Source organism: Gemmata sp. SH-PL17 (assembly GCF_001610855.1).
Classification (GTDB): domain Bacteria; phylum Planctomycetota; class Planctomycetia; order Gemmatales; family Gemmataceae; genus Gemmata; species Gemmata massiliana.
Genome location: NZ_CP011271.1, coordinates 116,915 through 130,364, shown reverse-complemented (window position 1 = coordinate 130,364; position 13,450 = coordinate 116,915). Strand labels below are relative to the sequence as shown.

Annotated in this window: 10 protein-coding genes; 1 reads left to right on the top strand and 9 read right to left on the bottom strand. The window is 61.9% G+C overall.

Annotated elements, in window-relative coordinates; all coding sequences use genetic code 11:
* Positions 1 to 34: 34 nt before the first annotated feature.
* From VT84_RS00500 to VT84_RS00460, 9 genes are all read right to left on the bottom strand, one after another.
* On the bottom strand, positions 35 to 580 hold the full coding sequence (locus tag VT84_RS00500; protein ID WP_052549179.1) for a hypothetical protein: 546 nt from the start codon (positions 578 to 580) through the stop codon (positions 35 to 37).
* 112 nt (positions 581 to 692) lie between these two features.
* Positions 693 to 2,993, bottom strand: coding sequence for a PSD1 and planctomycete cytochrome C domain-containing protein (locus VT84_RS00495; RefSeq protein ID WP_082838113.1), 2,301 nt, complete (start codon positions 2,991 to 2,993; stop codon positions 693 to 695).
* 154 nt (positions 2,994 to 3,147) lie between these two features.
* A complete protein-coding gene (locus VT84_RS00490) occupies positions 3,148 to 3,999 on the bottom strand; it encodes a sugar phosphate isomerase/epimerase family protein (protein WP_239465629.1) in 852 nt (283 codons plus the stop codon).
* A 56-nt stretch (positions 4,000 to 4,055) separates the two neighbouring features.
* Positions 4,056 to 4,286, bottom strand: coding sequence for a NifU family protein (locus VT84_RS00485; protein ID WP_052549185.1), 231 nt, complete (start codon positions 4,284 to 4,286; stop codon positions 4,056 to 4,058).
* The gene (locus tag VT84_RS00480) at positions 4,283 to 5,233 is read right to left on the bottom strand and encodes a bifunctional riboflavin kinase/FAD synthetase (protein ID WP_082838111.1); all 951 of its coding nucleotides are present in this window, start codon (positions 5,231 to 5,233) and stop codon (positions 4,283 to 4,285) included. The genes VT84_RS00485 and VT84_RS00480 overlap by 4 nt, the downstream gene beginning before the upstream one ends.
* Before the next feature lie 137 nt (positions 5,234 to 5,370).
* Positions 5,371 to 6,354, bottom strand: a complete 984-nt coding sequence (locus tag VT84_RS00475) for a hypothetical protein (RefSeq protein ID WP_239465628.1) — start codon at positions 6,352 to 6,354, stop codon at positions 5,371 to 5,373.
* 360 nt (positions 6,355 to 6,714) lie between these two features.
* Positions 6,715 to 7,548 (bottom strand): ROK family protein, encoded by an 834-nt coding sequence (locus VT84_RS00470; RefSeq protein WP_204249698.1) that lies wholly within the window; start codon positions 7,546 to 7,548, stop codon positions 6,715 to 6,717.
* A gap of 7 nt (positions 7,549 to 7,555) precedes the next feature.
* A complete protein-coding gene (locus VT84_RS00465; RefSeq protein ID WP_052549191.1) occupies positions 7,556 to 9,295 on the bottom strand; it encodes an HAD-IIB family hydrolase in 1,740 nt (579 codons plus the stop codon).
* Between the two features lie 58 nt (positions 9,296 to 9,353).
* On the bottom strand, positions 9,354 to 10,268 hold the full coding sequence (locus VT84_RS00460) for an alpha/beta hydrolase (protein WP_082838110.1): 915 nt from the start codon (positions 10,266 to 10,268) through the stop codon (positions 9,354 to 9,356).
* A gap of 145 nt (positions 10,269 to 10,413) precedes the next feature.
* On the opposite strand from VT84_RS00460, the gene VT84_RS00455 reads away from it, so the two are divergent.
* Positions 10,414 to 13,395 carry a DUF1549 and DUF1553 domain-containing protein gene (locus VT84_RS00455; RefSeq protein ID WP_082838109.1) on the top strand — a complete coding sequence of 994 codons (2,982 nt, stop codon included), beginning with the start codon at positions 10,414 to 10,416 and terminating at the stop codon, positions 13,393 to 13,395.
* Positions 13,396 to 13,450 lie beyond the last annotated feature (55 nt).

The window sequence follows — 13,450 nt, the reverse complement described above, 5'->3', positions numbered from 1 at the left end:
GCTTTTAAGCATGTCGCGGCGCGAAATCCCGAAATCACGCATCGTCAGAACCCTCGGTTTCGCCTTCTTCTTCGATCTCGTAGAGGAACACTTCGGACTCAACGAGCGCCTTCTCGAAATATTGCAGGTACTCGCTATCCGCGAAGTCGGTCCGCGTTACGCCTTGGTGTTCGAGAACTTCCGTGATGTACCACCCGTGCTCGGCAACGTTGCCGGCGGCGATATGCATCGCGTTCCCCTGGGTTTGGTCCTTGATCCAACAGTGAACTTCCGCAGCGCTCCCGTCGGGTTCGTCGCTGTTCGGGGCCGGAACCTTGTTCTCGTCGCCGTCCGGGGCGAAATCGAGGCGCTCGGCCGAGAGTCGGAGGTACTGCATCGGCAGCCGCACCCAGTCGTTTTCGACCGGGTCATCACCCGAGGCCCGTGCCGCGGCCTCGAAAATGCGGCTCGCAAGTTCCTGCGCTTCGTCGGAGGTCAGGCTGGTCCCGCCGGTGGGCGCCTTCAGCGTCACCTTGGCGCCGTCTTGCGAAACTTCTACGTCGGCCCGGTGGTGAGGAGAGGTTTCCGGTTGGCTGCTCATTCGACACCCGCTAGTTGAGTTTGTCCCGCCTCCTACGGACGGTCCACCTCAGTTTACGCACACCAGCGGGAGTGTCCGCACTCATCAATACCCGGGAGCGGCACGGGGTGCGTCAATCCACGTACAATAGTTCATTGCTAGCAAGGAGTACCTGGGCGTATTGCTGCCAGCGTGTAAGTTTGTCGTCAGTTTTCGGCGGAAGTTTCAGGAACCGGAGCGCCAAATCCAGCTCGGCTTTTTCCGGGGTGCGGCCGAAGGCGATGCGATACGCACCCGTTACCCGCTCTTCGTCCGTGGTGCCGAGCTTCTCGACCCGCTTCGCGAACGCCTCTGCCTGTGAAACCATGAACGAACTGTTCAGCGCGAACAACTGTTGCTGCGGGACCGTGGTGACGGTGCGCTTGTCCGCGGTCACGTTCGCGTCGGGGAAGTCGAAGAGCCGGAGCAGTCCGTCGAGTTCGTGGCGACTGATCTTCGCGTAGAGCGTCCGGCGCTTCGCGTTCGCGTCGCGCAGGTCGAACGTCGGCCCACCGAACTTCGGATCGAGTGTGCCGCTGACCGCGAGCAGCGAGTCGCGCCAGTCCTCGATTTCCAGTCGCTTGCGCGTTCCGCGCCACAAATACACGTTCGCGGCGTCTTCTGCACGCGGATCACGAGTTGCGGACCCGGTTGTACCCTCCACACTCGACGAGAGCTGGTACGCCGACGCAGTCATGATTTGCTTGTGTAACCACTTCATCGACCAGCCGTTCTTGACGAAGTTCACCGCGAGCCAGTCGAGCAGTTCGGGGTGGCTAGGCTTGTCGCCGAGGCTCCCGAAGTTGGAGGGCGTGTTCACCAGCCCGCGCCCGAAGTGCCACGCCCAGACGCGGTTTACGATCACGCGCGCCGTCAGCGGGTTATCCTTCGACCCGATCGCGTTCGCGAGGTCGAGGCGGGTGTAGCCGTTCCCAGAAGGGGAGGGCGACGGCAGCACTTGCAGGAAGCCCTTGGGCGCGTTTTCGCCCGGGGTCGCGGGGTTCCCGCGAATGTACACCTTCATGCCGTTGCCGTTACCGCTGATAACGTGCGCGACCGGCGGGGTGGGGGGCATGTTCTTTTTGATTTTCGCGAGTTCTTCGGTTGTTGCTTTCAGTGTGAGCAGTTTCGCGATCAGCGTCGGCCAGGAGTCTTTCTTCGCTTTGATTTCAGCTTGAGTCTTCCTGAACTTCTCGTTGGCTTTTTTGAGATCGGTTTGTGCCGTTGTGAACGCCTTGACTTCGTCCGGCGGACCGAGTGGGGCGTCGCTCATGGTCGTGCCCATGTAGATGCCCGCGATGGAGTAGTAGTCCTTCGTCGGGATGGGATCGAACTTGTGATCGTGGCACCGCGCGCACGCGACGGTCAGCCCGAGGAACCCGCGAGTGAGCGTGTCCACGCGGTCGTCGAGTTCCTCCGCAATGGCTTGCGCCGCGGCGGTGTTCTTGTAGTATTCGGCCCCCAGCCCGAGGAACCCGAGGCCCGCGAACTTGATGAACGGGTCGCTCGGCGCGTCGGGTAGTGCGTCCCCGGCGATCTGGAGTTTTACGAACTGGTCGTAAGGCATATCGGCGTTGAACGCGGCGACCACCCAGTCGCGATAGCGCCACGCTTGCGCTTTGGGCTTCACCTCGAAGGTGTGAGCTTGGTCTTCTGCGAAGCGGGCGACATCGAGCCAGTGCCGCGCCCACTTCTCGCCGTACTGCGGCGACGCGAGCAGCGAATCGATTAGCTTCTCGAAGGCGTTCGGCGAATTATCCGCAAGGAAGGCGTCCACGGCTTCCGACGTTGGGGGGAGACCGGTGAGGTCGTAGTACGCGCGGCGAATCAACGTGCGCTTGTCGGCCGGCGCAACCGGCGTCAGCCCTTTTTCAGCCCATTTCGCCTGAATGAAGCCGTCGATCGCGTGCTTGGCGTTCCCCGGAACGGGTACTTCTTTCGGTGGCTGGAATGACCAGAACTGCTTGCCCTTCTCGATGTCGACCCCGGTCGCTTTTGCTGCTCCGCCCTCACGCGGGTCAACGGCACCGTCGGCGATCCACTTCTCGAAGTCCTTGATGACCGCGTCCGGCAACTTGCCCTTCGGCGGCATCTTCAGTTCGTCGGTGTACTTCATCGACTGAAGGAGCGTGCCCTTATCGACTTTGCCCGGCACCAGCGCGGCCCCAGTTTCTCCGCCAGCGAGCAAGCCAGCTTTCGTGTCGAGCTTCAAGCCGCCCTTGAGTTTCTTGTCCTTTACGGCTTCTTCGGAGTGACACTTGTAGCACTGCTCGATCAATACCGGCCGGATCTTCGTCTCGAAGAATTCGACCTTCTTCGCATCGAGCGGCGCCGGGTCCGCGGCCAATGCGACCGACGGCGCAACGAGCACGGCAACGAGTGCGATTCGCAGCATGAGTGAGCTCAAGACGAAGTCCGAACGCGGGTTCGGGATGGTAGGCAGGATTCAACGAGCGCGGGCGGGAGAGTGTGTTCAACTCGAAGTTATATTACCAGAGCCGGACGACCGGAGCTAGCAGGAAATTCGGCCCGCTGATTGAGCCACGCATTCACCGGAGAGATTCGCCGAAGTGTTGATCCAGGAAGGATTTTGCTGTGCGTGCAGTGTTCACGGCGTCGAAACTGTGGCGGCTCAACTCTACGAACACGCCGCCCGTGTAGTTCGCGGCGCGTAATCCCGCGAACACGTCAGCGAAATCGACTTCGCCCTCACCGAACATCAGGTGGTCGTGAACCCCGTGGCGCATGTCCTCGATGTGGATGTTCCAGAGAACGTGCTTCCAATCCGTGAGGAACTTGCTGACGGGCAGTTCGCTGTTGTGGACGAGGTGCCCGATATCAATCGTGAGCCCGAACGCGGGATGGTTGACGCTCGCGTGCAGGTCCGCGAACTTGTCCATCGTATCGATGAACATCCCGGGTTCCGGCTCGAACGCGAGCCGGACATCCTTCTCCGCGGCAACGTCCGCGAGGCGCTTGCACTCTTCAACGAGCCGGTCCATCAGCACAGGGGGGGGGGCGCCGTCGGTCGCGGTACCGGACCAGTAACTCACGCACTCGGCGCGCAGTTCGTGCGCGAGTTGCACGCACTCGCAGAGGAAATCGAACCGCGTCCCGCGCTCGTCAGGGGTGGGGCTGATGAGCGTGGGCTGGTGCTTCTGGCGCGAATCGAGGAGGAACCGTGCGCCGGTTTCGATCACGGGCTGCAACTTGTACCGAAGCAGATCCCCGCGGAGGAGCGCCAACCGGCCCGCGTAGTTCACCTGTTCGGGGTCGAGGTGGTTCACATCGGGTGTAAGGGCCACCCCGCCGTAACCCAGCTCCGCCAAAATCGCAATCGCATCGTCGAGCCGGTGGTGAGCGAAACCGTTTGTGTTGTAGCCGAGGAACATGGACCGCATCCTCCAGCCCCTAACAAAACCACCGCGCCACAGTCGTTACGAGCGAAACTGCTCTGCTACGGGACTGCTTCCAGAATTTCGACCTCGGGTACCTTTTTGCGCAGCTCGTCTTCGAGTGAGGTGAGCACCGTCATGATGGTGGCCGGGCACCCGGCACACACGCCGGACAGCCGCACCGACGCGATGCCGCCCTCCACCTCCAGCACTTCGATACCGGCGCCGTCAAGCAGGAGCGCCGGGGCGATTTCGACTTTCAGTGCGTGTTCGACGCGCTCTTTCAGGCTCATGACTCGGCCCTCACCTTCTCCGCGCTCAATACGTCTTGAGCGCGCGTGATATCTCGCTTCAACTGCTCGGTCAGTTCACCCACGCTCTTAAATGGTTTCGTCTCGCGGAGGCGCGAGACGAACTCGACGCTCATCTCTCGGCCGTACAGATCGCCGGTGAAGCCGATGAGGTGAACCTCGATCTTGCGTGCGTCTTCGCCGAATGTCGGGTTGGGACCGATGTTTGCGGCGGCCGGGTGGGTGACACCGTCCACGGTCGCGCGAACAGCGAACACACCATTCCCCGGCAGAACCGTGCGCACGTTATCGAGGTTCGCGGTCGGAAACCCAATGGTACGCCCGCGTTGCGCGCCGGTTACGACCGTCCCCACAATACGGTAAGGACGGTTCAGCAGTTCCACCGCACGCGACACGTCTCCGCTCACGAGTGCGGCACGAACGCGGCTGCTGGAAACCGGCTCCCCTCCGATCGAATACTGCGGGATCGCGGTGAATTCCAGCCCCGCGTCGGCACACATCGTTCGGAGCGTCTCGTTTGTGCCTGCGCGCCCGCGTCCGAAGCGGAAGTCGTACCCCTCAACGAGCGCCTTCGCACCGAGTTGCCGAACGATAACGTCCTCAAAGAAGGCTTCGGGACTCAGTGCGAGGAGCGCGGGGCTGGTGCGCAATACGACGACGTGATCGGCCCCGATCGCGTGCAGAAGGTCCGCGCGCTGGAGGATGGTTGTGAGTGGCGGGCGTTCCGATCCGGGGTGCAGAACCTGGTGCGGTGGTGGATCGAACGTGACGACGACCACCGGTCCTCGAACACTCTCCGCGTGCTGCCGGGCCTCAGCAACGAGAGCCTGATGCCCACGGTGGACGCCGTCGAAGTTGCCAACGGTAACGGCTCCACCCGTAAATTCCCGCGGCGCGTAGTCAGACCAGTCGAAGTAAACCGTCGCCATACTTGCATTTTAGTCCGGCGCCGGCCGAACGGTGCGAGAACCTCACCCCAGAACTCTAAATTGGCAAGAAAGCCCGTTCGCCGCAAACAGAAGCGGGTGAACGGGCTTGGTACCACCAGACACTGACCGCGATCATCTCAGTCGGAGATGTTGGCGAGGAAATCATCGTACTTCTTGCGGGCGCCGAACTCGTCGGCCATAAGCCCCTTCTGCTTGGCCGTGAGTGCGTCGATCTCCTTTTCCTGGTCCGAGAGTTTCTTCAGATAGGTCGCGTACACTTCAGACTCTTTCGGCGTCTCGCGCAGGTTCTTGCGAATCCGGTCCTGGTCCACCGTGAACCGCTGCAAGTCGCCGTTCACATGGTTCAGCTCGCGCGCGGTATTGTCCCAGGCGCCCTTGAGTTTGAGCGCCTCGTTGAGCTTGTTCTTGAGACCCGCGCTGATCTCGTTGAGCGACACGAAGTATCGGATCTGGTCCTCGGCCCCGTTGGTCAGTGCGATCGTGCTCACACCGTCCCGCTCTTCCTTGACCGTGAACGATTTTGTGTCCCCAGCCTTGATCGAGAGTTGAAACCGGAACACTTCGGGCGTGTCCTCGGCCGGTTTGTCCGTGTCCACCAGTTTGAACTGCTGGTTCGTCCGGTTCGAGTGCTCGATGAGCAATGTGCGGTCTGTCTGGGAGCGGTTCACCGCCTTGTACGTTGTCTCCTCGGTCACCTTCGTCGTGGTTGTCACGATACCCTTCACGGCCTTGATGCTGGTGATCTTCTGCTGGCCCGCGCCAGCCTTGGGGTCGACCTCGGTGCCCAGATCAATCGCGTAGGAGAGCAGGCGCTCTTCGTTGGGCTGGACGTCCAGAACGCGCGTGTCCCCGGCGTAGGTACTGCCCTCGAAAACGGTGATCGGCCCTTGATTCAGGTGCGCCCCACTGGTGTTCTTGAGGCGCAAGCCCAGCAGCGGGTGTTTGGCCTGGACGGATGCGTTGTAGATCGAGACGCGCGTCCCCTCGATGTTCTTCCCGACAATGGGGAGCAGGGCCGATTTCTGGCGCGGGAGCGTGACCGGGTGGTCGATCGTGTACTGGAAGAAATCGCCCAGCGCGCCCGCGGTCGCCGCGTTCATAACCGTGCTTGCGTCGATACGGTCGACGTACCCGTGTGTCCGGTCCAGCGCCGCAAAATAGTTGTTGACCATTGGGCGATATTGATCGGGCAAGGTGCGATTGAAGTCGCGAACAATCGCGGCCCGCTGCCCGGCGTTCAATTCTCCCCATTGACCGGCAAATCGTCGGAGTGATTCATCGACCACCTTACCTGAGCCACTTGCTCGCCATGTTCTGCCCCCATTTGAGTGCCCCCGACGGAGCAAGAAAGAACGAAACGCTCACGACACGCGGCGATCATACTCGACGCGCGTGCCGGGGAAACAGACTGATGTGGAGACATGTGACAAAGCGGCCGATCGACGTGGCTGCCCGGCACTTCAGATCAGACGCCACTCGGCGGTTTTAGGGGATTCGGGTGGTTGCTCGTCGCCGTCGCGAAGTGTGTGAACGTCGTCCAGGTGCCACAACCGAAAACCGCCCCGAAACGCAGTCAGGTTGTTGCTCAAACGCGACCCCGGTGGCTGAACTTTGATTTGTTTCGCGTTCCCACCGCCGATCACCACGTAATCCGCGAGCATTGCCGCCATGAGTGCGGGTACTGCCCACGCCACAGCTCTACGCCAGCGTTTCTTACCGAGCTGCTTCATTCCGCGGCGCCCGAGTACGTCGCCGAGCGTGCGCCCGCCCGGTTCCGGGATGTTGCCCAATTCCAACGGTACGATCACGTTCCCAGCGATTAGTGTCGAGCCGAGTCCCGTACCCAGGCCCAAGAACAGCATCCGGCCGCCGTCGTAGCTGCCGAGTGCCTGCATCGCGGCATCATTGATGATTCGCACCGGGCGCTCGAACGCGGCCGCATAGTTGAACCCGACCCAACCGGGACCGAGGTTGCCCGGTTCCTGACGCGGGCCATGTTCCCCCACTTGGCCGGGGTACCCGATCGATACCGCGTCGAACTTCCAGTCGTGCGCGAGTTCGCGAACGATCTCGACCATCTGTTGTGGGGTGAAACCGGGGCCGGACGGGTGCCGGCGCGGTTCCGTTTGCCCTGATACAAGCACCTTCAGGTTCGTGCCGCCAATGTCCACCACGAGAATGGATCGTGGCTTCGGCGGCTCGGATTCCGCAGGAGCCGACTTGGGAGGAGTGCCGCTTTTTCGCGCCTTCGTTGCTTTGGAGGTGCTCTTTGCGGGTCGCTTGGGCGTGGCCATTAGATCCTCAATCGATCTTGCCGGTCGGGGCATCGCTCGGCAGCGTGTAACGCGCTTCGATCGCGGCACGAACCGCGGCGCGAGTGTCTTTCGGAGCGGCCGCAGAGTCTGCTTCGATCTCGGCCAACTCGTCGGCGAGCTGATTGTCCTTGATCTGGTCGCGAATCCACTTCGAGTAGTCGCCGCTCTTGCGGTGGAAGTCCCAGGTTTCGTCGTCCACCCCGTCGGCCAGTTGCACGAACAAGAACAGGTTCGACGCCTTCAGGTTCAGCTTCCCTTCCGACCCACGGAAGTAGAAGCTCCGTTCCGGGCCAACATTCCCCTCGGCGTACTTGCGCGAGTGCCGCTTGCGCTCGGTGCGCGGTGGCTTCGTGTGGACGATGACCGCGTTCTTTTCCCCGCGGCGCCACACCATCGCGTCACCAGTCGGCAACTTGTCCCCCTCAACCGCGGGGCATTTGGGTTTGTTTTCGCTAGTCGCTTTGCAGAACGTTTCGATTGTTTTCTCTGGGTGCCCGCCGATCACGAGCAGCGTACCAACGTACTGGAGCGCGGCCGGTTCCATCGCGCTCGCGTGAACGGTGATGTACAGCGTTCCGCGGTCTGGTAACTGTGCTGCGAGGTTTTCTGCATTTGGCCCCGTGGGGAGCATGTGGTGCGCTTCGTCCACAACGAGCCAGTGCGGGCGCCCGGTGCGGGCCTTCTCTTCAAGTACACGCGGCAAGAGTTGTGCGAAGAACGCGGGCCGGTCCGCGAGCGGGACGCCGAGTAGGTTCACCACGATCGACCGCTTCGTGTCTTTTAGAGCATCACCCACGTCTTCGGGTCGCGGGGCGTGCTGGTGGCTCCCGAGAACGGTGGCGAATTCAAGGTTGGTGTAGTCCCCCTCTGGGTCCACCACGAGAATCTGGTAACCCGCGTCAGCGATATGCTCCATGAGCGCGGTCGTGAGGGTCGATTTCCCGCTCCCCGAGGTACCGCACACCAGTAGGCCGGCGCCGGCCGGGTCGACCGTTTCTTCCTGCTTGTCTTCGGTTTCACCCACAGGAACACGGTGTCGGGCGAGCGTTTTCAGATCGGAAAGGTCGTCTGCAATCATCCTGTCGATGAGTTGCGTTACCCCCGCGCCGCGTTTCCCCGGCATCACGATGTCGGCCGTGTCTTTCACCGCGGGGAGCGCGTTCGCGACCGCGGCGGAACACTCGCACACTTTGAGGAATGCGTGGTCGTTTTCGGCATCTCCGACGCCGACTGCGTTGTGCGGCGACAATCCCAGGTCCGTGAGTGCCGCGGCGAGACCCGTGGCCTTGTTCACGCCCGACGGCAGCACCATCACGGCGCCCTTGTTGAAGATCACCTGTAACTCAAGGCCCATGTCGCGAATAGTGTCGAGCACAGTATTTTCGTGCGGCTCGAACGTGGCGACGATGACATGCCCGGTAGAAACCGGCGTAACCCCGCGCGTGCGGAGGGTTTCCGCGAACGCGGGCGGCGGGGGCTCGACGAGGACGCGGACCTCTTTGGTAGCCGGGATATAAACGACTGCGCCGTTCTCGACGACGGCGCTATCGAACAGATCGAGGCGCGGGAAGATCGCGAGCAGATCGGGTAACTCGCGGCCGGTCACCATCACGAGTTTGCGCCCAGACTTCTTCAGGCGCTCAAGGGCCGCGAGCGTATCGTCGTCCACGACACCGTCGTGGGCAATGGTGCCGTCGTAATCGGTAGCGAGGGCGTGGAACCGCATGAAGCACTCCGCGAGAAGTGGGCGTGGAAATTCTACGCCCCCACCCCCGAAGGTCGCGTTACTTCTTGTTGCCGGTTTCCGTTGGCGGCTTCGGTTGGTCGAGTAATCCGCGTGCTTTCAGCCAGTCGCCGGCCCGATCGGGCCAGGTCGAGCATGGGTGCGAAGTTTTCTTCATGCCGTATCCGTGCCCGCCGCTCGCGTAGAGGTGCAATTCCGAGGGCACCTTGTTTTTCGTCAGTGCCGTGTAAAGTGCGACACTGCCCTCGCTTGTGACCGGGTCATCGGACGAGTGCGCGAAGAACATCGGCGGCGAGTCCGGCTTCACCTCGTATTCCGGCTTCAGTTTGCCCTGTTTATCGGTGAGGTACGCTGGATAGACGAGGATCGCGAAGTTCGGTTCGTGACTGAAGACCTCGTCCGCCTTGTCGACCGCGTCGTACATTCGCTTCTTTGTGAGTGCGGTGCAAGCTGTCAGGTGCCCACCCGCAGAGAACCCGAGCATCCCGACGCGCGTGGGGTCGATGCCGAGTTCTTTTTGCCGGCTGCGAACCAAGCTGATTGCCCGTTGCGCGTCCTGCACCATCGCGAGGTTTTCGGGCGTTTGCGCGTCGCGCTTCGGCACGCGGTACTTCAACAACACAGCGGTGACGCCGAGCTTGTTCAACCACGCGCAGACGTCCGAGCCCTCGTGCTCGATCGCCAGAATGCTGTAGCCCCCGCCGGGCGCAACAACGACCACAGTGCCGGTGTTTTTGTCTTTGGGAGGGGAGTAAATGGTGATGGTCGGCTCGCTCACATTGCCGAGCCGCTTCACATCGTTCGGTCCCTTTTGCTCCAGAAACTTCTCCGCGCCGATGTCTTTGGTTTCTCCTGGCGCTTTTCCGGGCCAGAGCTTCACCACGGCTGGTTCCTCTCCGCGCGCGGGGAGCGCGAGGGCAAGTGCGAATACGAGTGCGAACCAAACACGCGACATATGGCTGCCTCCTTTGGTGAATCTGTAACGCAGTAATTTCCGAGGTGAATCGGAGCGCGGGTGTGCGGTACAATTTGCCTCGTAGCGCCCCGGGCGCTGCGCCGCCATTGTGCTCTCCCGCGCTCGCCACGACAATGAGCATTCCATGCCACGAATCGCGATTTCGGTTTTACTCGCGCTGTTCGCCAGTTTGATCGCCGCACCCTCCCGCGGGATCGATACGCCTGCGGCGAAGACGCACTGGGCGTTTCAGCCACCCGTGCGCCCGCTCGTACCCGAAACGCAACACCCACGCTCCGCGATTCGCAACGACATCGATCGCTTCATTCTGTCGCGGCTCGACAAAGAGAAGTTGAAGCCGTCGCCGGAAGCGGACCGCGTTACGCTCTGTCGCCGTCTGTACCTCGATCTCGTCGGACTGCCTCCCACGCCGAAGGAAGTCGACGAGTTCGTTGCGGATAAACGAGCGGATGCTTACGAGCGCCTTGTCGAGAAGTTACTCGCGTCGCCGCACTACGGTGAGCGCTGGGCGCGGTGGTGGCTCGATGCGGCCCGCTTTGCTGACAGCGACGGTTACGAAAAAGACATGTCGCGCCAGGTCTGGGCGTACCGCGATTACGTCATCAGCGCATTCAATCGTGATCTGCCGTTCGACCAATTCGCGATTGAGCAAATCGCGGGTGATCTGCTCCCGAACCCGACTCAGGATCAGATCGTCGCGACCGGTTTCCTCCGGATGTCGATGCTGAACGAGGAGGGTGGAGTCGATCCCGAACAGTTCCGGATGGACGCGATGTTCGACCGTATGGACGCGGTCGGCAAGGCGTTCCTCGGGCTGAGCGTCGCGTGCGCGCAGTGCCACGACCACAAATTCGACCCGATCTCGCAGGAAGAGTATTACCGGCTGTTCGCGTACCTCAACAACGACCACGAGGCGCAACGAGTCGTCTACACCGTGCCCGAACGCATGACGATCAACCGTATCCGGACGCAGATTACGGAGATCGAGACGAAGCTCAAGGAAGTGAACGCGGGCTGGGAGAAACAGCTCGCGAAGTGGGAGGAGAGTGTCAAAAAGGAACCGTCGTGGAAGACCGTCGCCGTTGAGAACGCCGGGGATAATTCGCAGCGGTACATCCCGCAGAAGGACGGCTCGATACTCGCGCAGGGGTACGCACCCACGAAGTTCAGCACGCTGATGCGCGGAGCCAGCCCCACAAAGAAGATCACCGCGTTCCGGATCGAGCAACTCAACGACCCGAATCTGCCGTGCGGCGGCCCCGGGCGGTCGTTTATGGGCACGAGTGCGCTCAGTGAGTTCATCGTGGAAGTGGAGTCCGCGAAGGAGCCGGGCAAGCGAACGAAGGTGAAATTCGTGAAGGCCGTCGCGGACTACGCGAACCCCGAACGTTCTCTGGAGCCGAACTTCGACGATAAGGTCGATCGGCGCCGCGTAACTGGCCCAGTGGAGTTCGCCATTGATGGCAAGGACGACACCGCGTGGGGCATCGACGCCGGCCCCGGTCGACGGAATGTTCCGCGTGTCGCGGTGTTCGTGCCCGAGAAGCCGATCGAGTTGCCGGACGGGGGAACGCTGCATTTTAGCTTGAAGCAGATGCACGGCGGCTGGAACAGCGACGACCACATGAACAACAACCTCGGTCGCTTCCGACTGAGCGTGACCGACGATGTGAAGCCGGACGATCAACCGCTCCCTCTGCTGGTTCGCAAGGCACTTGCGGTCCCAACCGCCAAGCGTAACCCGGGCCAGGCGCAAACCGTATTCTCGCACTGGCGCACGACGGCGGAAGGCTTCAAAGACACGAACGAGAAAATCGAAGCACTCTGGAAAGAGTGGCCGGAAGGTTCCACGAGCTTGGTCGCGGAGCGGCGCGCCGACCCGCGTGCGACGAGCATTCTGAAGCGCGGCGATTTCCTCCGCCCCGGTGCGAAGGTGAATGCGGGCGTCCCCGCGTTCATGCACGCTCTTCCCAAAGACGCCGAGGCGAGCCGGCTCACACTCGCGAAGTGGCTCGTGGACAAGAAGTCACCGACCACAGCCCGCGCGATCGTGAACCGCGTGTGGCAGGTGTACTTTGGCGCGGGTCTGATGACTTCGCCCGAAGAGTTTGGCCTCCAGGGGAACAAACCCACGCACCCGGAACTGCTGGACTGGCTGGCCAGTGAATTCATGAACCCCGCCCCCCTCCCACAACCGGCGCACGAAAAGGCAAAGGAGGTTGGGGGATTAGGTTATGGAAGCAACCCCTCCCCAACCCCTCCCCCAAGGGGAGAGGGGCTTAATACCGCCTCTGGTATTGCTCCCCCTTCCTTCTTAGGGAAGGGGGTTGGGGGGTTAGGTTCTGCTCCCTGGTCCCTCAAGCATCTCCACCGCCTCATCGTGACCAGTGCGACGTACCGGCAGTCGTCGCGTGTCACACCGGAATTGCTTGCCAAAGACCCGGAAAATAAGCTCCTCGCGCGAGGGGCACGGTTCCGGACTGAAGGCGAGATCGTGCGCGATATTGCGCTTGCCGCAAGCGGGTTACTGAACTCGAAAATCGGCGGGCCGAGTGTATTCACGCCCGCTCCCGATTTCCTCTTCAAGCCGCCCGCGAGTTACGGGCCGTTCGAGTGGGTGGAGGCACGCGGCGAAGATCGTTACCGGCGCGCGCTGTACACGTTCCGCCGGCGCTCGACACCTTACCCCGCGCTGACGGTCTTCGATGTGCCCGTCGGGGAGGCTTCGTGCGTCAAACGCACGCGCACGAACACGCCGCTTCAGGCACTCACCGGGCTGAACGAAACGATCTTCGTCGAATCGGCCCGCGCGCTCGGCAAACGGGCCGTTCTCGAAGGGGGTAAGACGGATACCGAGCGCCTCACGTTCGCGTTCCGCTTGTGCGTCTCGCGCAAGCCCACCGCGGACGAACTCGCGATCCTCTCGACCGTGCTGGAGAACACCCGCAAACGGTTCGAGGAGGGTGAAGCGAACGCGGCCGAGGTAGCTACCGGCACTCGGGACCACGACGCCAAACCGGAGGGCCTTACCTTCGCGGATTGGGGCGCGTTCACGATGGTCGCGCGCGTGCTTCTCAACCTGGACGAAACCGTTACGAAAGAATGACTTCCTCGGAGAAGCGCGGACGCGGAATTCGGAACTGAGAACGAAACACCAAGGC

Bases quoted from the DNA above. Each gene is read 5' to 3' on its own strand.
- VT84_RS00500 (WP_052549179.1), bottom strand. From the start codon at position 580: ATGAGCAGCCAACCGGAAACCTCTCCTCACCACCGGGCCGACGTAGAA.
- VT84_RS00480 (WP_082838111.1), bottom strand. From the start codon at position 5,233: ATGGCGACGGTTTACTTCGACTGGTCTGACTACGCGCCGCGGGAATTT.
- VT84_RS00470 (WP_204249698.1), bottom strand. From the start codon at position 7,548: ATGGCCACGCCCAAGCGACCCGCAAAGAGCACCTCCAAAGCAACGAAG.
- VT84_RS00495 (WP_082838113.1), bottom strand. From the start codon at position 2,993: ATGCTGCGAATCGCACTCGTTGCCGTGCTCGTTGCGCCGTCGGTCGCA.
- VT84_RS00485 (WP_052549185.1), bottom strand. From the start codon at position 4,286: ATGAGCCTGAAAGAGCGCGTCGAACACGCACTGAAAGTCGAAATCGCC.
- VT84_RS00460 (WP_082838110.1), bottom strand. From the start codon at position 10,268: ATGTCGCGTGTTTGGTTCGCACTCGTATTCGCACTTGCCCTCGCGCTC.
- VT84_RS00490 (WP_239465629.1), bottom strand. From the start codon at position 3,999: ATGCGGTCCATGTTCCTCGGCTACAACACAAACGGTTTCGCTCACCAC.
- VT84_RS00455 (WP_082838109.1), top strand. From the start codon at position 10,414: ATGCCACGAATCGCGATTTCGGTTTTACTCGCGCTGTTCGCCAGTTTG.
- VT84_RS00465 (WP_052549191.1), bottom strand. From the start codon at position 9,295: ATGCGGTTCCACGCCCTCGCTACCGATTACGACGGCACCATTGCCCAC.
- VT84_RS00475 (WP_239465628.1), bottom strand. From the start codon at position 6,354: ATGAACGCGGCGACCGCGGGCGCGCTGGGCGATTTCTTCCAGTACACG.